Origin of the sequence: Chamaesiphon sp. OTE_8_metabat_110 (assembly GCF_031382685.1) — a bacterium.
Classification (GTDB): Bacteria; Cyanobacteriota; Cyanobacteriia; order Cyanobacteriales; family Chamaesiphonaceae; genus Chamaesiphon.
On sequence record NZ_JANMZA010000216.1, the window covers coordinates 1 to 20,904 of the forward strand.

At 46.4% G+C, this 20,904-nt stretch carries 22 protein-coding genes, 2 tRNA genes and 1 pseudogene; 16 read left to right on the forward strand and 9 right to left on the reverse strand.

Annotation, left to right across the window (positions count from 1 at the left end; all coding sequences use genetic code 11):
- Together RMO52_RS07970 and tsf are read left to right on the forward strand one after the other, a co-directional pair.
- Nucleotides 1–219: pseudogene (locus RMO52_RS07970) on the forward strand (hypothetical protein); the annotation flags it as partial.
- A 233-nt stretch (nt 220–452) separates the two neighbouring features.
- The gene (gene tsf, locus RMO52_RS07975) at nt 453–1,397 is read left to right on the forward strand and encodes a translation elongation factor Ts (protein ID WP_310412697.1); all 945 of its coding nucleotides are present in this window, start codon (nt 453–455) and stop codon (nt 1,395–1,397) included.
- A 240-nt stretch (nt 1,398–1,637) separates the two neighbouring features.
- On the opposite strand, the gene RMO52_RS07980 is transcribed toward tsf, so the two are convergent.
- Entirely contained in the window at nt 1,638–2,663 is a 1,026-nt protein-coding gene (locus RMO52_RS07980; protein ID WP_309743883.1) for a hypothetical protein, read from the reverse strand.
- Nucleotides 2,664–2,854: 191 nt separating this feature from the next.
- Here RMO52_RS07980 and RMO52_RS07985 point away from each other — a divergent pair, with 191 nt between their 5' ends.
- A complete protein-coding gene (locus RMO52_RS07985) occupies nt 2,855–4,138 on the forward strand; it encodes a lipid-A-disaccharide synthase (RefSeq protein WP_310412699.1) in 1,284 nt (427 codons plus the stop codon).
- 101 nt (nt 4,139–4,239) lie between these two features.
- On the opposite strand, the gene RMO52_RS07990 is transcribed toward RMO52_RS07985, so the two are convergent.
- From RMO52_RS07990 to RMO52_RS08005, 4 genes are all read right to left on the reverse strand, one after another.
- On the reverse strand, nt 4,240–4,437 hold the full coding sequence (locus tag RMO52_RS07990) for a hypothetical protein (protein ID WP_310412702.1): 198 nt from the start codon (nt 4,435–4,437) through the stop codon (nt 4,240–4,242).
- Nucleotides 4,438–4,538: 101 nt separating this feature from the next.
- Nucleotides 4,539–5,834, reverse strand: a complete 1,296-nt coding sequence (gene purB, locus RMO52_RS07995; protein WP_310412741.1) for an adenylosuccinate lyase — start codon at nt 5,832–5,834, stop codon at nt 4,539–4,541.
- 669 nt (nt 5,835–6,503) lie between these two features.
- Nucleotides 6,504–7,091, reverse strand: a complete 588-nt coding sequence (locus RMO52_RS08000) for a ParA family protein (RefSeq protein ID WP_309732812.1) — start codon at nt 7,089–7,091, stop codon at nt 6,504–6,506.
- 138 nt (nt 7,092–7,229) lie between these two features.
- A tRNA-Ser gene (locus tag RMO52_RS08005) sits at nt 7,230–7,316 on the reverse strand.
- A gap of 200 nt (nt 7,317–7,516) precedes the next feature.
- Here RMO52_RS08005 and RMO52_RS08010 point away from each other — a divergent pair.
- The 3 genes from RMO52_RS08010 (at nt 7,517) to RMO52_RS08020 (ending at nt 10,481) form a co-directional block, all read left to right on the forward strand.
- The gene (locus RMO52_RS08010) at nt 7,517–8,428 is read left to right on the forward strand and encodes an ABC transporter permease (RefSeq protein WP_310412705.1); all 912 of its coding nucleotides are present in this window, start codon (nt 7,517–7,519) and stop codon (nt 8,426–8,428) included.
- Nucleotides 8,429–8,678: 250 nt separating this feature from the next.
- Nucleotides 8,679–9,593: an ROK family protein gene (locus RMO52_RS08015; protein WP_310412708.1), complete on the forward strand. Its 915-nt coding sequence runs from the start codon at nt 8,679–8,681 to the stop codon at nt 9,591–9,593.
- A 189-nt stretch (nt 9,594–9,782) separates the two neighbouring features.
- The gene (locus RMO52_RS08020; RefSeq protein WP_310412744.1) at nt 9,783–10,481 is read left to right on the forward strand and encodes a uracil-DNA glycosylase; all 699 of its coding nucleotides are present in this window, start codon (nt 9,783–9,785) and stop codon (nt 10,479–10,481) included.
- A gap of 18 nt (nt 10,482–10,499) precedes the next feature.
- Here the strand turns inward: RMO52_RS08020 and RMO52_RS08025 are convergent, their stop codons facing one another.
- Nucleotides 10,500–10,796: a hypothetical protein gene (locus RMO52_RS08025; protein WP_309740102.1), complete on the reverse strand. Its 297-nt coding sequence runs from the start codon at nt 10,794–10,796 to the stop codon at nt 10,500–10,502.
- A gap of 163 nt (nt 10,797–10,959) precedes the next feature.
- Between RMO52_RS08025 and RMO52_RS08030 the strand changes: the two genes are divergently transcribed.
- The 3 genes from RMO52_RS08030 to prmC all read left to right on the forward strand — a co-directional run bounded on the left by RMO52_RS08030 (nt 10,960) and on the right by prmC (nt 12,912).
- Nucleotides 10,960–11,031, forward strand: a tRNA-Asn gene (locus RMO52_RS08030).
- Between the two features lie 222 nt (nt 11,032–11,253).
- Complete coding sequence (locus RMO52_RS08035) at nt 11,254–12,018, forward strand: Tic22 family protein (RefSeq protein WP_309740052.1); 765 nt, start codon at nt 11,254–11,256, stop codon at nt 12,016–12,018.
- A gap of 9 nt (nt 12,019–12,027) precedes the next feature.
- On the forward strand, nt 12,028–12,912 hold the full coding sequence (gene prmC / locus RMO52_RS08040; protein ID WP_310412712.1) for a peptide chain release factor N(5)-glutamine methyltransferase: 885 nt from the start codon (nt 12,028–12,030) through the stop codon (nt 12,910–12,912).
- Nucleotides 12,913–13,198: 286 nt separating this feature from the next.
- On the opposite strand, the gene RMO52_RS08045 is transcribed toward prmC, so the two are convergent.
- Complete coding sequence (locus RMO52_RS08045) at nt 13,199–14,161, reverse strand: orange carotenoid protein N-terminal domain-containing protein (protein WP_310412714.1); 963 nt, start codon at nt 14,159–14,161, stop codon at nt 13,199–13,201.
- Nucleotides 14,162–14,339: 178 nt separating this feature from the next.
- Between RMO52_RS08045 and RMO52_RS08050 the strand changes: the two genes are divergently transcribed.
- The 4 genes from RMO52_RS08050 (at nt 14,340) to RMO52_RS08065 (ending at nt 17,079) form a co-directional block, all read left to right on the forward strand.
- Entirely contained in the window at nt 14,340–15,065 is a 726-nt protein-coding gene (locus RMO52_RS08050; RefSeq protein ID WP_310412717.1) for a fatty acid desaturase, read from the forward strand.
- A gap of 640 nt (nt 15,066–15,705) precedes the next feature.
- Complete coding sequence (locus RMO52_RS08055) at nt 15,706–15,861, forward strand: hypothetical protein (protein ID WP_310412720.1); 156 nt, start codon at nt 15,706–15,708, stop codon at nt 15,859–15,861.
- Nucleotides 15,862–16,079: 218 nt separating this feature from the next.
- A complete protein-coding gene (gene rpsF / locus RMO52_RS08060; protein WP_310412723.1) occupies nt 16,080–16,424 on the forward strand; it encodes a 30S ribosomal protein S6 in 345 nt (114 codons plus the stop codon).
- Between the two features lie 193 nt (nt 16,425–16,617).
- Entirely contained in the window at nt 16,618–17,079 is a 462-nt protein-coding gene (locus RMO52_RS08065) for a DUF4168 domain-containing protein (protein WP_310412726.1), read from the forward strand.
- A gap of 115 nt (nt 17,080–17,194) precedes the next feature.
- Here the strand turns inward: RMO52_RS08065 and RMO52_RS08070 are convergent, their stop codons facing one another.
- On the reverse strand, nt 17,195–17,620 hold the full coding sequence (locus RMO52_RS08070; RefSeq protein ID WP_310412729.1) for a zinc ribbon domain-containing protein: 426 nt from the start codon (nt 17,618–17,620) through the stop codon (nt 17,195–17,197).
- Between the two features lie 20 nt (nt 17,621–17,640).
- Here RMO52_RS08070 and ureE point away from each other — a divergent pair, with 20 nt between their 5' ends.
- From ureE to RMO52_RS08085, 3 genes are all read left to right on the forward strand, one after another.
- Entirely contained in the window at nt 17,641–18,108 is a 468-nt protein-coding gene (gene ureE, locus RMO52_RS08075; RefSeq protein WP_309738802.1) for an urease accessory protein UreE, read from the forward strand.
- On the forward strand, nt 18,086–18,832 hold the full coding sequence (locus RMO52_RS08080; protein ID WP_310412732.1) for an urease accessory protein UreF: 747 nt from the start codon (nt 18,086–18,088) through the stop codon (nt 18,830–18,832). The genes ureE and RMO52_RS08080 overlap by 23 nt, the downstream gene beginning before the upstream one ends.
- A gap of 354 nt (nt 18,833–19,186) precedes the next feature.
- Complete coding sequence (locus tag RMO52_RS08085) at nt 19,187–19,768, forward strand: tetratricopeptide repeat protein (protein WP_310412734.1); 582 nt, start codon at nt 19,187–19,189, stop codon at nt 19,766–19,768.
- 108 nt (nt 19,769–19,876) lie between these two features.
- Here the strand turns inward: RMO52_RS08085 and RMO52_RS08090 are convergent, their stop codons facing one another.
- Nucleotides 19,877–20,857 carry a LysR family transcriptional regulator gene (locus RMO52_RS08090; protein WP_310412737.1) on the reverse strand — a complete coding sequence of 327 codons (981 nt, stop codon included), beginning with the start codon at nt 20,855–20,857 and terminating at the stop codon, nt 19,877–19,879.
- Between the last annotated feature and the right edge of the window lie 47 nt (nt 20,858–20,904).

Genomic DNA, 20,904 nt, shown 5'->3' on the forward strand with positions numbered 1-20,904 from the left:
CGGAGGCTTCTTTCTTGGGTAACAGATCCAACGCGCCGCTGTTTTCGCTCCGTCAAACTCATCCTCGGTAAACTTGCCGATGCGATCTATGAAGGTCGTCACGTTCAACTCGAAGGTGCCGATGTCGATCCTTACGACGGCTATGAAGACGTAGAAGACGACTTCGAGGAAGAAGGCGAATTTGCGGAAGTTGCTAGCGAGGAAGGCGGCGAAGGCTAGAATTAGGTATTGGGTGTCAAAGATTTTTGTACTCATCACTTAATTAAGTGGTATTGGGGTAAAGGGAGCAGTTGGGCTATCGCTTACCGACCAAAGGTTTAAGGGCAAAAAAGAGTAAATACTTTTATTTACCCTTTACCCTTTACCCCTTGTCTCGATCTGCGAGCGCGAATCGCTACCCTTTACCCTGCTACATATCTACCCACAACCATCTCGAATACAGATAAAGAAAAATGGCTGAAATAACTGCAAAGATGGTGCAAGAGCTGCGGAAAAAAACCGACGCACCAATGATGGAATGCAAGAAAGCACTCACTGAAACCAGTGGCGATCTCGAAGCAGCAGCAGACTGGTTGCGGAAATCCGGCGCAATTAAAGCTGATAAAAAAAGCGATCGAATTACGGCTGAAGGCTTGGTAGAAAATTTTACTCAAGCTGATGGTAAAGCTGGCGTACTAATCGAACTCAACTGTCAGACTGACTTCGTAGCGCGGAATGATGATTTCAAAGCTTTAGCACAGAGCTTGAGCAAACAGGCGATTAGCGCAGATAGCGTTGAAGCACTAATGGCTCAACCTTATGCTGCCGATGCCAGTATTACTGTAGATGCCGCTCTCAAACTGGCAATTGCTAGAATTGGCGAAAATCTGAATGTGCGCCGCTTGGCTAACTATCAAATTGCAGCGGGGACCGAAGGTGCTGTCGATTGCTACATCCACACTGGCGGACGCGTTGGTGTCTTGATCGAACTCGACTGTGCATCTGCAAAAGTTGCCGAGAGCGACGATTTCAAAGCTTTAGCACGGAACCTGGCAATGCAAGTTGCGGCATGTCCCAACGTTGAGTATATCAATGTAAGTGAAATTCCTGAAGCGATCGCCAGTAAGGAAAAAGAAATTGAAATGGGACGCGATGATATTGCCAATAAACCCGACAACATCAAAGAAAAGATCGTCCAAGGACGCATCGACAAGCGACTCAAAGAAATGACCTTATTAGATCAACCCTATATTAAGGATCAGAACATCTCTGTCACTGAGTTAATCGGACAGACTGCCAAACAGTTAGGTGAAGGCATTACCGTTAGTCGGTTCACACGCTTTATTCTCGGTGAAGGGATCGAGAAAGTAGAATCTGATTTCGCTGCTGAAGTTGCCGCTCAAATGGGAAAAATGTAATTTCAAGTAAAGTAAATAATTGGGATAGGTCTAGATTCAGACCTATCCTTTTTAGTGGGAACAGATCTCCGACTTCTTCAATAAGTCGGGTCTCTATTAGTCTATTAGTAGCGCTCTAAAGATCTTAACTTGACATACTACAGACAGATATTTCGTAGGGTGGGCACTGCCCACCATCTATGTTTCAGGCAGAATCTATTTTATAAATAATTGTACCTACCTACTTACTATAGATAGCGATTAAATTAATAATTCAGATAGTTGTTTTAAATCATAATCGATATTATTAAAAACAGGAATATCCGTAAATTCAGACAATTCGCGCAAAAATAGTGGCGAACTCGAACAGACACCAGAAATCGCATCAGGAACTAGCCCAAATTCATGCTTGAGGATATTCAATCCGCCAATCGCTCCAAAAGTATCGGGAGCGGCAAAGATGAGCTTGTGAATTCGCGATCGCACGTCTGGAGACTTGAGTAATAATGCTGTTTCTCGCTGGAGAATTCCATCAGCTAATTCAACACACCAATAATTTTTAGGATTATTAGCATATTTGAGATCTAAATCATTGAAGATTTTGACTACTTCCTTCTCTGCTAATAGATAAGTAGATGGATAGCCAAAATGGGTAAAATCATTGACGATCGAGGCTCCCGCATCCTGCATGTGCAGAATATCTTTGAGGCTGGCAGTACCAGTCACTTTCGAGGCACGCACGTCATATCCCATCGTCGTCAATGCCCAACAACAAGCCGTCGCACTAGTACTCTTACCAGAATTCATACTAGTACCAATAAATAAGATTAGCTTCGATCGATCTTCTTTCTTTTCGGTTTTCTTAGGGCTAATTAATGAATAGTTACGCGTATTTACGACTTCACCATTAGAGTCGCAGATATAACCCAGAATTTTAACTTGAGTAGGTTCTTTAACTGATGAATTTTTGACTTGAACCTGACCGATAATACCCGATCGAGCTAACAAATCGACTTTGGGTTCCATCGATTGGGGAATCGTGCCCTCATAAAAATCCGGCGCATAGCGATTGCCAAATACAAAGATCGCCGTCGAACCTTCATTGAGGCGATGAATTCTCCCTGACTTATTTTCAAGTTCGGTATGTTGACCGAGGCGGGTGATTTTGCCATAGACGACATCACCATTTTCTGGTCGCTTATCCGAAAAATTATAATGTTTGATTTGCTTTCGACTAATCGTATACGCAGCACTTGGGAGAATATACCAGTCAGGAATCTTGTGCATTCGATCGAGCAAAAACGACTGGCACTATCTTCTCGCAATCGCATCGATCGATGGTGTGATGTTTTACGCAATCGAGGATACTTTTGACGATCGACTATCGATCTTGAGATCCAGGCGATGCAATCGTTCAATCGCGCTCGACAAAACAATAAGCGATCGAATGATGTCAACTCGCGCTAGGATTTTCCTAAATGCTAGACTCAAACATGCCCGACACCATCCAGCCAATCGATATCATTATCCTCTCCAATGGCCCTGGCGAGGTCACAACCTGGGTACGTCCGGTGGTGCGAGCATTGCGCGCGGAATTGGGTGCAGACATAGCCAGAGTCAGGATTTCGGCAATCTTGTCCCCATGTCCGAATGCTAGCGGTAAAGAAGTCCAAATTTTGGCAAGTTATCCAGAGATAGATCGAGTCCAGGGTGCCGAACACTTTACCAATTTTTTAGTGTGGGGTAAAACTGCCGATGGTTGGGATTGGCGGAGCAAAGGGATCATTATCTTTCTTGGTGGCGATCAGTTTTTCCCGGTGGTAATTGGCAAACGATTGGGGTATCAAACCGTCGTTTATGCCGAATGGGACGCCCGCTGGCATAATTTAATCGATCGATTTGCGGTGATGAATGCGGAAGTGATGGCTAAAGTCCAGCCGCAATATCTCGATCGATTTACGATCGTGGGTGACTTAATGGTTGAGAGTCAAAACGCGATCGATCCCGAACCAAATCCTGCCGCCAACGCGGATATTCTCATTGGATTATTACCGGGTTCTAAGTCCGCAAAATTAGGGATGGGCTTGCCATTGATGCTCGCGATCGCCGAATATATTCAAGCGACTAATCCCCGTGTCAAATTTGCGATTCCAGTCGCGCCGACGATCGATCTGGCTACCCTAGCCAGCTATGCCGATCCTACCAAGAATCCGGTCATTGCCCTCGTCAATGGTGCAACTGCAACTTTAGAACATGATGGCAACCAGCCATATCTCAAAACTAGTAAGGGATTGACAGTTTCACTCCACACCGAATTTCCCGCCCACGATTTACTCTCCCAGTGTACGCTGTGTCTGACGACGATCGGGGCAAATACGGCTGAATTAGGCTCGTTAGGGGTGCCGATGATAGTTTTGATTGCGACGCAACAAATAGACGCCATGCGCGCCTGGGATGGGGCGTTAGGGATCTTGGTTAATTTACCTGTGGTCGGTACGCCGATCGCCAAAATTATCAATTCAATTCTGTATTATAAGTTTCGCGATCGCAAGTTATCATGGCCGAATATTTGGGCGCAGCAACGAGAAATCGTCCCGGAATTATTGGGTCGCCTGGATGCGAAAACTGTTGCTGATTTTACGATCGATTATTTGGAACATCCTGAGAAGTTAGCTGCGATGAAGGTGGAGTTGCGCCGGGTTCGTGGGGAGGCGGGGGCTGCTGATAAGTTAGCTGCGATCGTTGCTGGTTTGGTAGATTGAGTTCGGGATTGCGATCGACAGATATTGTATCGACTTGGTACTGTCTGGATTTGATGATTACGAAATATCAGTATTTTACCTAATTGAGCGATTTTACTATTTCAATTAGCAGGTGGAACTCTTTGTAATAATCTTTCTCGTTTGTTTTGACGTAATTCTGAATCAATTTGAGAAATTGCATCATCCAAGAACAGATTATATAGTTCTAGCTGACGGTTACTTTCCCGCAATCTGTCGAGACATCCCAGTAGGGTGGGCAGTGCCCACCAACTAGGTTTCAGGCATAATCTATTTTGCAAATAATTGTGCCTACCTGTTTAGAAGTTACCAATCTAAATAACAGGTAGGGGTAATTCATAAATTACCCCTACCTGATGCTTGAATCGATCGTATCTTAAATTTAGATACTCAAACGTTGATAGATCTCGTCTAAATGCTTGAGATGTTGAGTAGGATCGAAACAATGGTCGATCTCGGCTGTCGTTAGATGTGTGGTGACACGGGGGTCACTGGCGGTTAGTTTGCGGAAATCTCCGCCTGTGGTATTCCAGACAGCCATTGCATTAGATTGAACGATCGAGTATGCTTCTTCTCGATTCAAACCTTTGCCTACGAGCGCGAGGAGGACACTCTGACTAAAGACTACGCCACCATAGCAGTTGAGGTTCCGCGCCATGTTTTCGGGATAGATCAGCAGGTTCTTAATTAGGTTGGTGGTTTCGACCAACATGAAGTGCGTGATGATGCAGGAATCGGGCATACACACGCGTTCGACCGAACTATGGGAGATATCGCGTTCGTGCCATAAAGCGACGTTTTCTAGAGCTGCGATCGCATTTCCACGCAAGATCCGCGCCATCCCTGTCAACCGTTCGGAACGAATCGGGTTCCGCTTGTGGGGCATCGCGGAGGAGCCTTTTTGACCCTTAGAGAAGAATTCTTCGACTTCTAGGACATCGGTACGCTGGAGGTTGCGAATTTCGACGGCAAATCGCTCCATACTCGCGCCAATGAGGGCTAAAACTTGAGCGAATTCGGCATGAATATCGCGAGAGATAACTTGGGTAGAAGCAGCGTCTGGAGTCAATCCTAGCTTCTGACAAGCGATCGCCTCCGCACGCGGTTCGATATTGGCATAGGTACCGACAGCACCCGAAATCTTACCGACAGCAATTGTCTGACGGACTCGCACCAATCGATCGCGATTGCGGAGCATTTCTGCCAACCAGCCAGCTAATTTAAAGCCAAAAGTAATCGGTTCGGCATGAATCCCATGAGAACGCCCAATCATGACGGTATTGCGATGTTTTTGCGCCTGATACCGGATCGCTTGAATCGTTTCTTCTAATCGAGTCAGTAAAATATCGGTACTCGCGACCATTTGCAGAGCCAGCGCGGTATCGAGCACATCCGAACTAGTCATCCCCAGATGGATATATCGCCCCGCCGCACCGACATATTCATTAACATTAGTCAAAAATGCAATCACATCATGACGGACTTCTGCTTCAATTTCCAAGATGCGATCGACATCAAACTTCGCCTTAGCCTTGATTTCATCGACAGCATCCTGCGGAATGTGCCCTAATTCAGCTTGAGCTTCACAGACGGCAATTTCTACTTGCAGCCAAGTTTGAAATTTATAAGCATCTGTCCAAATTTCACCCATCTCGGGCAGAGTATAACGTTCGATCACTTGTCCGTCACTTGAATTCAACTAACTCAGTATAGCGTTCGATGTCTGGTGTGCGATCGCAATTTCTAATTGTAGCCAAGTTTGAAATTTATCAGCATCTGCCCAAATTTCACCCATACCGATCGAATCGATGTCTTATTTGACTAACAATCTTCTTTTGATGCTTGAACCGTCAGCCACAGTAACAACACCAAGATCGCCAAGATAAACACAGGCAAATTATCTAACCACAGCAAGCGATCGAACACGACCGCTCACCAGTCTGGTTAGACTTTTTGATATGCTGGAATCCAGACTTCAGAGATCGTATGGATAATTAACACGATCGCTAACAACAAAATTGAGATATCAACAGTCAATTGCTGAGTATTAAGCATTTGCACTCATTGCTCACAAGTCTTCATGGCATGGTTCCAACGTCCTCCTGAGTCCAAGCACGAATCAATCGCCAGAAAATCCGGATTGAAATCATGCGCGACGAATAGAGTGCCAAGATAAAGCAAAGAAATCAGCAACAAGACAGCTCCGAAAATCGTCAACTTTTTGCCAGAGGCTTTCATACGCCTAACTATTTATAAGACCGCCTGGATTCCGGATAACATCGCAAACTGGGTGAATAGTCCGATAATTGTCCGCATATTCCTTCACGGTAACAAACTAATCTGGATTTTAACCTAATACTTCTTTACCAACAGCTTGATATTTAGACCAACCAAATTGGGCGCGAGGGTCGGCACAATCGCGGATAATGATGCCGCGACTAGACGATCGCTCGAAGGCAACTAACAGCGGAATTTCAGTTTTAAATAGCGGTACTTTCGCCTCTTCCAACAGGATTTTAGCTTCTCGTCCAGTTTTGGTGCGCGAGTCTACTTGGGTGAGCAATACTTTGTACTTTGCGCCCCAGGTTTCTAATAATTCGGTCGTTTTAATGGTGGTATCGATATCGAGATGATTGGGTGTTGTCGGGACGATCAGTAGATCGCTACTGGCGACCAAATCTTTGAGTTCGTCTTGCTCGGGGCGGGCTTGGGTGTCGGTGATGATGTGCGTATACTTGCTGATAATGGCGGTCGCTCCAGCTTGGGATGCTACAATAAATGGTAATTTATCTTCGCGCGACCAGACTAGTGCCGAACGGTTGCGATCGGCATCAATGAGTAATGTCGGGGCGGTTTCCTGTAAATAGGCGGCAAGATGAATCGATGTGGTTGTCTTGCCGACACCACCTTTGAGCGCAGTAATAGTAATAATCATCGGCGAGCTGAGGAGAGCGTATAATTTCTAGCACCACTGTAAAGTGTCACGCGCAGACTCGATCGACCCCTTAACATAAATTAGAGGTCGATCTGCTACCGTCGCAGCAATTTCGATGAATTAGTAGGTCATTAAATACGGAGAGGAGAGGATTCGAACCTCCGTTAGGTGTAACCCTAAAACTGATTTCGAGTCAGCCACCATCAACCACTCGGACACCTCTCCAGGTAAATCCATAAACATCATACACTATTAGCGTGCCAACTAGCTACACTCCTTGGCAGAACCTCTCCCCTAGGGAATCGAGTGGGCGATTTCCTTACAGGAAAGCTCCGCGAACGAACCCGATCGAACTCGATCGCCTTTGTGATGACCGATTGCTCTATAGTAGTTGAACCTTTATCCGAATCGTCGCAAGTGTGCTCATGGCTGTCAGCAAAATTTCCCTCGGATCTGTCAAGCAACTCTTCAACAAACGCCGAGATCGGCTCTCAACAATACTATTGGGATTGGGATTAATTATTACATTAGGGTTCATCGCGATCGCTTTATTTGCCCCGCTGCTACAAGCACTGGGTTTAATCCAAGATTCACAAGACTTGCTCGGGGCGGCGATGCCACCTTATAACCCGATCAACCAAGCGCCCTCATGGCAGCATTGGTTTGGGACGAGTCGGGAAGGATACGACGTATTCTCACGGACGCTGTTTGGTACCCAGGCGGCTCTCCAAGTCGTGATTCTGGCAACGTCGATTAGTTTAGTAATCGGTGTGACGTTAGGCATGGTCAGCGGCTATCTGGGTGGTAGGCTCGATCGAGTGCTGTTGTTTGTGATGGATACGATTTACACGTTACCAGGACTACTGCTGTCGGTAACTTTGGCGTTTATCGTGGGTAGGGGTGTAGTCAATGCTGCGATCGCGTTGAGTATTTCTTATATTCCGCAGTATTTTCGGGTGGTACGCAATCAGACAGCCAGTTTGAAGATGCAAATGTTTGTCGAAGCGGCACAGGCGCTCGGTGCCTCTACCCGTCACGTTTTAACCAAGTATCTCTTTGCCAATGTAGTGCAGAGTGTCCCCGTGCTATTTACGCTCAATGCTGCCGATGCCATCTTAGTTTTAGGTGGATTGGGTTTTCTCGGTTTGGGTTTACCCGATGAGGTGGCAGAATGGGGGCACGATCTCAAGCAAGCTCTACCCGCACTCTCGACGGGGATTTGGTGGACGACATTCTTTCCCGGCTTGGCGTTGACGCTAATGGTAACGGGCTTATCTTTACTAGGTGAGGGGTTGAGCGAGTTGATTAATCCTCGGGATCGAGAGGGTAGAGGGTAGATGGGAGATGGGAGATGGGATCGATGAGTACAAGTGCGCGTAATTAACCATTGACATAAAGGTCTAACTTCACCCGATCTCTGTTTTAATAGATCTAACAAAAGAAAACACTTTTTGTCACTACGTTCGAGCGGTGTGATGCCGAATTGCATCTACCATCTGTCTCGCTAGCAAAGCCGCTGCGATCCTTCAGGGAAAGCGACAAGTGCTACTCCCTCCCATCTCCCATCTCCCATCTCCCATCTCCCCCATGACAGAAGTAATCGGCGTCGATCTAGGTGGTACGGCGATTAAATTAGGGCGATTTACCCAAGATGGTAAATGTCTTCAGTCATTGTCAGTGCCGACACCACAACCAGCTTATCCCGATGCCACGATCGACACGATGGTTTACGCGATCGAGAAATTAGCACCAGGTATGGTTGATATTAGCGCGATCGGGGTGGGCACGCCAGGGCCAGCAGATGCCGTAGGGCGAGTGGCGAAGATTGCGATCAATCTTGAGGGGTGGATCGATATTCCCGTGGCGACGTTGATTCAGTCGCGTACTGGCATCCCGACGATCGTCGGTAATGATGGTAATTGTGCGGGGCTGGGGGAAAATTGGCTGGGTGCGGGGCGATACTATCGCAATTCAGTCTTACTCACGTTAGGTACTGGTGTCGGTGGTGCGGTGTTTATCAATGGGGCATTGTTTACCGGACATGCGGGGAGTGCTGGGGAACTGGGCTTAATTACGTTCGAGCCGCAGGGGCATCCCTGTAAGAGTGGGAATAATGGCTCGCTAGAGCAATTTTTGTCTGGACAAGCAATTCGCCGCATGACGGGCAAAGAGCCGAAAGAATTGGGCATCATGGCGGCAGCAGGCGATCGAGATGCGTTAGAATTTTGGAATAATTACGGTCGAAATCTAGGAATTGGCTTGACGAGTATTATCTATATGCTCACGCCAGAAGTCGCCATTATTGGCGGTGGAATTAGTGCCAGTGCTAGGTATTTTTTACCCGCAGCCAAACAGGAAATCGATCGCCGCGTAATGGCTGTCTCGCGTCCGGGGTTCCAACTCATCGAGGCAGAACTAGGCAATCAAGCTGGCATCGCCGGGGCAGCTAAATTGGCATGGGAAATGCTAGCACGTCAAGCAGCCAAATCCACAAACTATTAAATCAATTAATAATTATTAATTATTAATTGGGTTTTTAGGATGGGGATTTAGCTGATGGAACCCTTGCTGATGTTCCCTCGTGAATAGCGTTCCACCAAGCAGCGGATTCAGGTTTTTGCTGGTGTGATAAATATTCGCGCCGACCTCCTTAATTATTATTTATTAATTATTAATTATCAAGTAATTCTCATGTCTTCAGAAGCGCAATTAAACATCTTCGGTCAAATCGAAACTACACCAACAGCATCTTCGTCAGCTCAGAGCTTCGAGCTGATTCCCACCAGTAGTACAATTCCGATTCCAGCAGGCACCTACAGCAACCTCACTCAACTAGCGAGTCATTGTCAGGTTTGTCATCGGTGCGAATTGGGTAACACGCGGATTAATGCAGTTGTCGGTAGGGGTAGCGAAACAGCACCGATCTTGATTGTAGGTGAAGGGCCAGGGCAAAATGAGGACGAACAAGGTTTGCCCTTTGTCGGTCGATCGGGTCAATTACTCGAAAAGATTTTGGCGGCTGTTAAACTATCGATCGAGCGGGATGTGTATATCTGCAATGTCGTCCGCTGTCGTCCGCCCGAAAATCGCGTGCCTACTCCCGCTGAAGTTACGGCTTGTAAGCCTTATTTACTCGAACAAATTCGCTTGGTCGATCCGAAGATTATTTTACTCACAGGTGCCACCGCCGTCCGCGCCATTACTGGCAAAAAAGACGGGATTACCAAAATTCGCGGTACCTGGATTGAATGGGAAGGCAGATGGTGTATGCCAATCTTTCACCCTGCGTATTTGCTCCGCAATCCTGCTCCGGATGTCGGTAAGCCCAAATGGTTAATGTGGCAAGATATCCAAGCAATCCGCGCTAAGTTAGATGAAGTTAGCGCGTAGAAATTTTCACAATACACTCTAGCGGCGTCTGCGGTACAAAGATCTGGCAACGCCAGCAACGGCGATGAGCGATTGCAGTCGATCGAGAGTTAGTAACTGTTGTCGGTAAAGCTGGCGGAGGTATCTAAGTTGAGAGCGACGCTCGGCAATACTAGTAGCTAGCGGTGTCGCTCGATCGACTTCACCATTACACCGATCGAACCAATCTGCCAAAGCACCGATTTGCTTGCGAAACTGCACTGTCCAGAGCGTTGCAATGAAGATAGATAGAGCGATCGTGCAATTGCAGAAAATAACAGTAGTAACTAAATCCATAACTGCGTCAAATTTGTCAGACTTAGCGATTAACCATGCCACGGCGGCGAAGACTGTCGAGATCGCCCCGTCCCAATTTAACGCAAAAAAAGTTTAAACAACTACTTGCCAAGTTTGAAACTATAGTGATAATATAAATAAGATGCAAAAAAGCATAACATAATCCTCGGTAGCTCAGTGGTAGAGCGGTCGACTGTTAATCGACTGGTCGCAAGTTCGAATCTTGCCCGGGGAGTACACCACAAAACAAAATTAATTACTCAATCGAGGCTAAAGTGAATAGTTAGTCTTAATTTTGGGTGTCTAGTAATAGAGTGGAAACAATCTGCTAACATAACAGTCCATAGGTATTGTCGGCACTCGATTTGAAATCACCACGATCGAGCGAATCGATATTTCAGTCCGATCGAACAGACCCAGAGGATTGCCAATACTAGTACTTGTCTGAGATTACCCAATGTTAAAATCTTTAATTCTCCCGATCGCGCTGTTGAGCATGAGCTTACCGATGGTAGCGCTGCCACCTTTACCAGCGCAAGCTTTACCCGAAGCGAAAATTGTTGAAAAGCTGCAAAAAGTACCTGTATTTACGATCACCAATGGGACGGGAAATTTCCTTCAGCAAAATGTGACAGCGGCTGGCAAAACGCGGACGATTACGCCAGTATTTATGGAGTTAAAAGATGCCGTAGTTTTTTTAAACAAGCTGAAAAAAGACCAACCCAAGCAGAGTAAAGTCGCCCAAGTCACTGTCGTCCCACTGAGTGAGATCTACAAATTACAAATCGACGCTCAGAAAAAATCTCAGAATATTAGTTTTGTGTTTTTCCCAACCGAGCAGCAACTCAAAAATGCTCAACTACTCAAGAAGCCTTATCAACCTAACGCTTTCTATCCAGTACCGCTGTTTATGATTGCCATCAAACAGCAGGATAAATATGTGACGGTTCAGGAAAATAATCTCACGCCATTATTTTTGAGCAAGCAACAAGCTCAGCAATGGTTGGATCGCGTGAAAAAGAAAGACCCTAAACTAGTTGCTAAAGCGGAGATCAAAGTTAACTATTTACATGTCGTTTTATCTGACTTTCAGAATCAAAACTATGCTGGACAAGAGCAATTAGTAATCGTACCTTCAGCCGAGAGTGTTGCTAGTATTCGCAAGCTTCAAGCAGCTCAGCCTAAACCCAATGCCCCAAAGACAACTACACCTAAAAAATAGGTACACTCATTGCTAGTTAACGGACGCGAACTATGGGCGTGGCGTAGATGGGCGATAAGCCTTGCCAAACTTCACCAGATTGAAGTGCGAGAAATTGATTGGCTGTTACAATCGATCTCCGATCTCGATCGACTCACCTTGCGACTAGAATCGATCGGGAATGAAGAATCGATCGAGCTAGAAATGTCACTCGATCGATTGTCAATATTATGGCTCGATCGAGTTGAGCATAACCGTCCAGTTCAGTATTTAGTTGGCAAAACGTTCTGGCGGGAGTTTGAGCTAATAGTTTCGCCAGCGGTATTAATTCCGCGTCCCGAAACCGAAATGACGATCGATATCGCCCTTACCAAGAGTAATCACACCCAACAGCAAGGGATCTGGGTAGACTTGGGCACGGGTAGCGGCGCAATCGCGATCGGACTGGCAACAACGATGCCGACAGCGACAATTTATGCTGTAGACTGTAGTGCCAACGCACTGGAAATTGCCCAGATTAATGCGACACGACTAGCAGTAAGCGATCGAATCCAGTTTCACCACGGCAGTTGGTGGTCGCCATTACCACAGATCCAGGGCAAGGTCGCGGGAATGCTCTCCAATCCGCCCTATATTCCCTCTGAGGAGGTATTGCGGCTGCAACCGGAAGTTTGTCAGCACGAGCCACATCTGGCTCTAGATGGCGGTAGCGATGGCTTAGCAGCGCTGCGAATTTTGGTCGATACCGCGCCGCATTATCTCCAGGCTGGCGGCATTTGGCTGGTCGAAATGATGGCTGGACAAGGTGCGGTTGTGGTTGAATTATTAGCCCAGCAGGGCAGTTATACCGATATTGAAATTATCGACGATCTGGCGGGACTCGATCGGTTTGCTTTTGCCCGGTTGCGGGGATGATTTTCAGAGGATGTCTGAACAGATTTTATGTCTTCGATCGTAGATCTCAATCCCCCTGCTTGTTGCAACGCTCAGCACGAGGGAACCGTCTAACGACACGTCTGTGCCTACGGCAGGCTTGCGCCAACGCCGGAGTGCAAGGGTTCCCTCCAGATTGAGCGCACCAAGCAGGGGGATTTCTAGGGTTTACGCTGAACAAGCTAGACTTTTCAGACATCCTCTCACAATAGTCAAAACACCCACAAGCCGTCGGCTCATGGGTATTTTCAATAACTAAATGTCTAAATTAAACACGACGTAAGTTGAGTAACTCTTTGGGAGAAGCGAGTAAATCGATCGCGACAAAGAAGATTTTACCTTGAGGATCGAGCAAGAACCGCCAAGCGATGTTCATTCCGACGCTGGCACCAAACCACGGAGTTTGGACTTTACCAGTAACTTTAACTTGAGTGTAACCATCGTCGATCGGTTCGACCACACCACGTTCTGGTAACATTTTCAAGCCCACACATTCTTCACGCATGTAGGTCAGAATTGCCGCAGGGCCGACAACTGGCGCTTGGAAAGGAGGTTGGAGCGCACCTTCTTCAACAAAGAGATTGGATGCTGCCATAAAGTCAAAGGCGTTCATGTTGTCGATGTAGCTCAACACGGTATAGTTGTCTACACCTTCGATTGCTGCCCGCGAACGGTCGGCAAAAGCGCGAGGCGTAACGGAAGGAGCTTCACGTTTGTCATAATCTTGACCGCGTGCGGGATCGAAACCCATGTTAACCACGGTATTCCGCAAGACGGTGATTTGCTGACCTGCGTCGAGCTGTTTGATCGTTTCGAGTAACGCAGTTGCCTCCGTTGATGGCACATAACCAGCAGGAATCGGTGCGACCAAACCCTGTTTCATCATTTGACCCAATTCATACCAAAATCCGAGTTTGGTATTCATCCGAAAGGAGGTAAATGTCCGACAAATCGGCGTGTCAGTGTGCATCGCCAAATCGGTCATCACCTGAGTTTGCGAGTCAGGCTGCATTGATTTAATCAGATCCAGCAGGGGTTGTGCTAGCGCCATACTGGCCGAGCCAGTTGCCGCTGGGGTAATTGTCACGCCCATTTCCGTATAAGCGTACCAAAGTAGCGCTAATTGATCCTCAACGCTAAGTTGGTCGAAGGCTGCGGTTACAGCCGGGACTGCATCAGCAATTAGAGTGTTGGAAAAGATTGACTGAGCAGACTTTAGTGAAATAGACATAAGTACTACAGCTCTAATGAGATAAATAAGTATTAGTCAGGTTTTGCTTAAAAAACTTTACCGTTTGTTACAATACTATGGCAATGCCTGCACAAAAAGCAAATTATTTGAGTGAAAATCTTTGAGTGGTGGACGACTGCTAGATGGATAAAATGCGTTACAACGGATACGGGGATTGATGGGTACTATATTTCTAGGACTAAGGCTCGGCTCGCCGCTAGCAATAGCAGCAGCAATTATCGGAGTTTGGGCACTCAGTCTGTGGAACTGCTTGCAAATTCAGATCGGCACTCTCCATCCGCTGGGTTTACTCTGTCTAGTCGGCTGGCAAACCTGGATCTATACCGGATTGTTTATTACGGCTCACGATGCGATCCACGGTAGTATCCATCCGTTACCTCAGCTCAATTGGGCGATCGGGCAATCGTGCTTATGGCTGTATGCTGGATTTGACTATTCATTACTTGCTAGCAAACATCATCTGCATCACCAGTATCCAGCTAGCGATCGCGATCCCGATTTTCATGATGGCACACCCAACTTTTGGAACTGGTACGCACATTTTGTCTGCGAACATTTTAGCTGGGGACAAGCACTTAATTTAGTCTTCATGTTTTGTAGCTATGCGATCGTCTGTCAGTACGCGCTGTATCCGTCGTTACTGTGGCGAATTCCCAACCTGCTGCTATTTTGGGTCATCCCATCATTATTAAGCTCGCTGCAATTATTTTACTTTGGGACATTTTTACCCCATCGCGAGCCGTCAGACGGCTATCGCAATCCCCATCGCGCCCAGACGATCGCCCGATCGCGCTGGTGGTCGTTAATTAGCTGTTATCATTTTGGCTATCACCACGAACATCACGAATCACCACAAATTCCGTGGTGGCAATTATATCGATAATTGGATAATCTCACATCTTGCACCAGCGACGAATTGTGCGGAGGTTGCCTCCGCACAATTCGTCAAGACAGCAGCTCGCCCCTGTTCCCGCATTTTTTGCTATCCACTATCCACTACAACACTAGTAGACTTGCTTTAATACAAGATGTGAATGATTACCTTTTCAAAAATACAAAAGTTTCTGATAAATTTCTGGCACGATTTAAGTTTATTGGTTAGACTTATTAGCGGTTGGTCGGTTTGCAAATTCCAGCGCGATCGACTGTTCGGTTGCGAACTGCGATCTCCGTATTTTTGCTGAGGTATTATGTCAAATTGTCAATAAGTATATCGCGATCGGGAAACTTACTGTTTTTGATGGGAGATAGATATACCATAAGGGGGTTGCGATCGCCGCAAGCCCTATACCTTAACTCGTCGAGCAAAATCGGCTGCGAATTTAGGCAATGCTCACAGCTTCTTAAACATTTCTTAACGAGCAGGGTACAATAGATTTAAGTCGATCGCAAACAATGGTCTTAGCATAAAAAATCTCGCTCGAAAGTGTTGGAAAACACAGCTAATGACTCGTAGTAAATAGCAGAATTACATATACAAGGTAATTCACAAACAACTTCAACAGCCTTGAGCTGCATGAATCATGTTCGATCCTGTCTCTACATCTGAAGTAGTCCGTGTTATCTCTAGTGCTTATCTACTCTCAAGTTGTTTCTTATTGAGTTTTACAACCTTTGGCTGGTGGACGATCTCCCATCTCGAACGTCAAGATCTGCACCTCCCCAGATGGTTTAGCTAGGTCGCGTAGAAATCGCGAACCTACTTCCCTCCCACTCAAGAAATAGAAGATCTCGCTCTGTGATATCAATTAGTCGCCTATCCACTATTCACTATCCAGTGAATTGCTAATCTAGCTTACTCGATAAGTGACCGATTGCTGGTATGATGGTAAATCCTTGCTTTAGTCATCACGATCGGTGAATAGAACTGAAGCCAATCTGTCCATAAGGAGAATCTGTGAGCGATAAATACGAAATCATGTACATCCTGCGTCCCGACATGTCGGACGAACAGGCTGAAGAATCCATCAAAAAATACCGGGACATCATCGAAACTAATGGTGCCACCGACATCGAAATCCAACAGCGCGGCAAACGTCGCCTCGCCTATCTCATCGGCAAAAACCGCGATGGCATCTACGTCCAGGTCAACTACACTGGCTCTGGCAAAGAAATTGCCCCTCTAGAGCGCGCTATGCGTCTGAGCGAAGATGTCATCCGGTACCTGAGTCTCAAACTCGATCCGCCCAAGAAAGCTGCCAAGGCGGCAGCCGCAGCCGCTGCTGCTGCTGAGGAAGCATAAGAGATCGCTCTACTTCCTATATCTACAACTTAAACATTCTAGCCCGCACCAGCGGGCTATTGTTTTAGGTATATTTCACCCAACTCCCAACTCCCAACTCCCAACTCCTGACAGGAACTTATCAACACCCAAACACTTCAATTAAAATGTAACTCAAACCAAAATTTGCTCGATAGGTCTCACACCTCGTCATATGACAACTCCACATGTTCGCCGTAACTTCGATCGTTTATCTCGCCCACTATTGCTGGGAATCTTGACTAGCTGTGTGGGTATTCTCGGCGGCATTTTGCCCGATCTTACCGCACGGCATCCCAGTCTATTATTTAGTAGTGCCGTCCACGCTCAAGAATTTTCTGATAGCGAGCTTCGCAACTATGCCGCTGTACTGATGCAAATCGAGCCAGCTCGCCAATCGGCACTAACCCAAGTCAGTCGTGCGAATGGTGGCAACTTGCCCAACCTCGTCTGCAATCAGCCGAATACGATGGAGTCACTAAATAGCGAAGCCAAATCCCTCTTTATCCAATACTGCAATCAATGCGAAACTATTGCAGCTAGTCGGGGACTGAGTATCGACAAATTCAATCAAATCACTCAGGCGGTAAGATCGAGTACCCAACTCCAAAATCGGGTTCGCAGCCTGTTAAATTAGTCGCTAAGCTATTGCAGATGTCAATCGCCTCTAAGGTTGCAAAACAAGGGGTGTGCCATCCCATAGGACAAAGCGTGTCAATCGATCGGTCACAGCGTGAACTACTACCCGCCGCTTACGCTGAGCGGGTAGCTTCTGGTTTCGCGGGGGATTGCCGCATAGCTGTCTTTCGACCTCTACTTGGTCTTACGTCCCCTCCACCAGCAGTCGCGCTAGTTCCTAACGCGAGGAGTCTTAGACCTTCAGCTTTGAGATTTTGCGCTGCATTGACATCTCTATCGTGGTGAGTTCCACAACTAGAACAAGTCCAATGACGTACATCCAAAGGCAAAGATGAGACTCGGTGATAACAGTTACTACAGGTTTTCGATGAAGGGAAAAATCTATCCACCTTGACCAATATTTTGCCAGAACGCTCAAGAGCTGCGCTTGTCGGATTACGGGCAGATGGAATCGATTCCTCACAGAGCACACCATCTCCAACCCGCTTTCGCTGAGGGTGGGGATGGTGTGCTGATTCCGTTAAAATAGCAAATATCATCTAGTCAGGTCGATCCCACCGTGTCAAACGACTCATCATCTGCAACAGCGATCGTTTTGAATCAAAGGTTGCATCACCATCACCAGCTATCTGTAACACCTTCAATCCTGTCGCTCACTGCCGAAGAACGTACTCGCAGCCGTCATCTATTCGGTACTGATGATGGAATTGCCGTTGCTTTACAGCTTCCACGCGGTACCACCCTGCAAGATGGCGATCTCCTAGCATCCGAGCATGGTGAAACATTCGTGCGCGTGAGCGCCAAATCAGAACCAGTGATAACGGTAACTAGTCAAGACGCACTGACACTGCTACGTGCGGCTTACCATTTGGGCAATCGCCACGTTAGCCTAGAAATCGCACCTACATATCTCCGCTTTAGTCCCGATCCGGTTCTAGAAGGGATGCTAGTACAATTAGGGTTGCAAATAGTTAGTGAAGTTGCGCCATTTTATCCTCAAGGTGGTGCCTACAGTCACCACCACTAATGGTGACGCCAACATCAATTATCTTACGAGCGCAAATGTGAGCTTTTCAGCACATAATCTTCAACTATTACGACTTCTACACTTAGCAAATCCACTGTTACCAGTGGGCGGGTATAGTTATTCCGAAGGCTTAGAGAGTCTGATTTTGCAGGGTGCTATTATCGATCGATCTACACTCCAAGCCTGGATTGAGGGCGAGTTACAGGCTGGCGCGATTCGGATCGAGACTGCGGTAATGGATCGAGCTTACCAGGCTGGACTCGAACTTAATACCGATCGATTACAGTACTGGAATCACTGGCTGTCAGCCGCACGGGAAAGTGAAGAGTTACGCCATCAAAGTTGGCAAATGGGTGGCTCTCTGACGAAGCTGGTCGTTGAATTAACGCCAGAAATTCAAGATTTAATTAGCGCAATTGCTTTTCCCTGTCACTATGCGATCGCCTTTGGCGTCACCGCTCAACATTGGCAAATCGATCGACATGCGACAATTTTGGCATATCTACACAGTTGGACTACCAATCAAGTTGGTGTCGGTGTGAAATTGATTCCGCTCGGACAAACCGCCGGACAGCAGATTGTCTGGCAATTACAGGACGAGCTAGATCGGTTAGCTCGGACGATTCCCACCTTAGCCGATGGCGATCTCTATGCCTGTAGCTGGGGATCTTCGCTCTCGTGTATGCAGCATGAAACTCTCTACAGTCGCTTATTTAGAAGCTAGGTATATTTTTAGTACTAAGGAATTGTTGATATTTATTCTCATTAGGTATTGACAGATATTCTCAATACATTTATAGTTGTTTACATCGCCTCAATCGATCGCTCACCAGCAACTACTCGTCTTCTCTGACCAACCGCAGACGATCTTCGCTGAGTGCATAGCCCAAGCTTAATTACATTAGTTCTGGCTGTTAGTCATTGGTTAGGTGTTCTCCTCTCTAAAATTAAGGATCGGTCGATCGGATTGATGAACATAGTTTCATCATCCGATTTTTTTTGTCGAGCGGCTGATGAACTAGCGCATAATTTCTAAATATTTACCCAATATCATCATTACAATCATTCATCGAGCGCTATGAAACCCACTGCTGTAATTATTTCCGCTTTACTCTTGACTCAAATTTCCGCGCAACCTGCAATAGCACTGACGATCCAACCTCGCCTTCAGATTGCTCAATCTAGCCTCACCGCCACCGATTATATTAAATTAGGTGATACTAAGTCCAAAGCGGGCGATCTACCCAGCGCGATCCGCGATTACGATCGAGCCATTGCTTTAGAGCCGCAAAATGTTGAAGCATATATCAGTCGTGGTGCTGCTAAATCTGAGTCAGGAGATAAGCAAGGGGGACTTCAGGATTATGACAAAGCGATCGATTTACAACCGACAATTGCTGAATTTTACAGTCTGCGGGGGATAACTCAATATGAATTAGGCGATAAAAAAGCAGCAATTCAGGACTATGATAAAGCGATCGAGCTAAAACCAACAATTGCCCTAGCTTATTTCGCCCGCAGTGTTGCCAAATACGAATTGAACGATAAAGAATCAGCAATTCAGGATGCAAACAAAGCAGCAGAGTTATATAAACAACAAGGGAATACAGAGTTTTATCAAAAAGCAATGGACTTTCTCAAGGCATTGGGTAAGACCTAGAGAACATCACCAATTTTGCCGAAAATTGCGTAAAGCTCCAGCCAACCCGTCAGCTAAATACTCCGAACACCCCGATCTCCATCTCCGTAGACTCTATACATTTACAATTTAAATTTCCTTGCCGATGATACCTTCAATAATTTTGATAAAATTTGCCAAGATCGGGGATGAATTATCTCGCCGCCAAACTGCGGCTAATTGATTAGTAACTGCTCGTTCTTGCAACTTTTTGTACACTACTCCTTTGCGTTGTAAATTTTGGACGCTGGCTGGTAAAATACTAATCCCAATTTCACCAGCGACTAGCCCGAGAATCGTGACCATGAAGACCGCTTCTAGGGCAATATTCGGCACGAATTTAGATTGAACACACAAACCTTCAATTTCTCTAAATAAGCCGGGTACAACTTGACGATCGGGCATGATAAATGATTCGTCTCTGAGATCGGCGAGCGAAATAACCGAGCGATCTGCCAGCGGATGTCGAGCTGGTAGCACGACAACTAATGATTCTCGAACGAGCAGTAACACATCTAGATCTGCGGTTGCTGCTAACGATTCGGTTAAGTCGAGATATTGATAGACAAACATCAAATCTGTTGCCCGATCGCGCAATCTTTGAATTTGATTACTGCTGGTTTCTTCACTTAAAATTAAACTAATATTGGGATAATTTTGTTTGAAAGCTCCCAAAATATCTGGCAAGATACCATTAGCCATCGCGCTCGTAAATCCGACCGTCAAATATCCCAATTTCCCAGCTATTTCTCCCAGCCGAATCCGGTGGGTATTCTCAACTGCCAAATCTAATTTTTCGACAATTACCCGCGCAGCTTCTAAAAACGCGCGTCCGGTTTGGTTTAACTGATGGGGGCGTTTTTTGCGATCGAATAGCTCGACTCGTTCGCGTAGCGTCGGCTCTGCCGAATCGCCCAATCTCTTTTCCAGGGCGGCGATTTTTCTGGTGAGATATGGTTGCGCTACATGTAATTTTACCGCCGCACTAGTAATACTCCCCGCTTCGACAACAGCTAGAAAGTAACGCAAGTCGCGAAGTTCGATCGCTTTTACCGCTTCTGTCGTATTCACGATATCCAGATTCTATAACTATCGGGTTATATTAACATGTAAAATTG

Coding starts and splice junctions, on each gene's coding strand:
- RMO52_RS08015 (WP_310412708.1), top strand. CDS start 8,679: ATGACAGAAGTAATCGGCGTCGATCTAGGTGGTACGGCGATTAAATTA.
- RMO52_RS08070 (WP_310412729.1), bottom strand. CDS start 17,620: ATGATATTTGCTATTTTAACGGAATCAGCACACCATCCCCACCCTCAG.
- RMO52_RS08085 (WP_310412734.1), top strand. CDS start 19,187: ATGAAACCCACTGCTGTAATTATTTCCGCTTTACTCTTGACTCAAATT.
- RMO52_RS08000 (WP_309732812.1), bottom strand. CDS start 7,091: ATGATTATTACTATTACTGCGCTCAAAGGTGGTGTCGGCAAGACAACC.
- RMO52_RS08055 (WP_310412720.1), top strand. CDS start 15,706: ATGTTCGATCCTGTCTCTACATCTGAAGTAGTCCGTGTTATCTCTAGT.
- RMO52_RS08045 (WP_310412714.1), bottom strand. CDS start 14,161: ATGTCTATTTCACTAAAGTCTGCTCAGTCAATCTTTTCCAACACTCTA.
- RMO52_RS08025 (WP_309740102.1), bottom strand. CDS start 10,796: ATGGATTTAGTTACTACTGTTATTTTCTGCAATTGCACGATCGCTCTA.
- RMO52_RS08010 (WP_310412705.1), top strand. CDS start 7,517: ATGGCTGTCAGCAAAATTTCCCTCGGATCTGTCAAGCAACTCTTCAAC.
- RMO52_RS07980 (WP_309743883.1), bottom strand. CDS start 2,663: ATGCACAAGATTCCTGACTGGTATATTCTCCCAAGTGCTGCGTATACG.
- tsf (WP_310412697.1), top strand. CDS start 453: ATGGCTGAAATAACTGCAAAGATGGTGCAAGAGCTGCGGAAAAAAACC.
- RMO52_RS08035 (WP_309740052.1), top strand. CDS start 11,254: ATGTTAAAATCTTTAATTCTCCCGATCGCGCTGTTGAGCATGAGCTTA.
- RMO52_RS07985 (WP_310412699.1), top strand. CDS start 2,855: ATGCTAGACTCAAACATGCCCGACACCATCCAGCCAATCGATATCATT.
- RMO52_RS08050 (WP_310412717.1), top strand. CDS start 14,340: ATGGGTACTATATTTCTAGGACTAAGGCTCGGCTCGCCGCTAGCAATA.
- RMO52_RS08065 (WP_310412726.1), top strand. CDS start 16,618: ATGACAACTCCACATGTTCGCCGTAACTTCGATCGTTTATCTCGCCCA.
- RMO52_RS08020 (WP_310412744.1), top strand. CDS start 9,783: ATGTCTTCAGAAGCGCAATTAAACATCTTCGGTCAAATCGAAACTACA.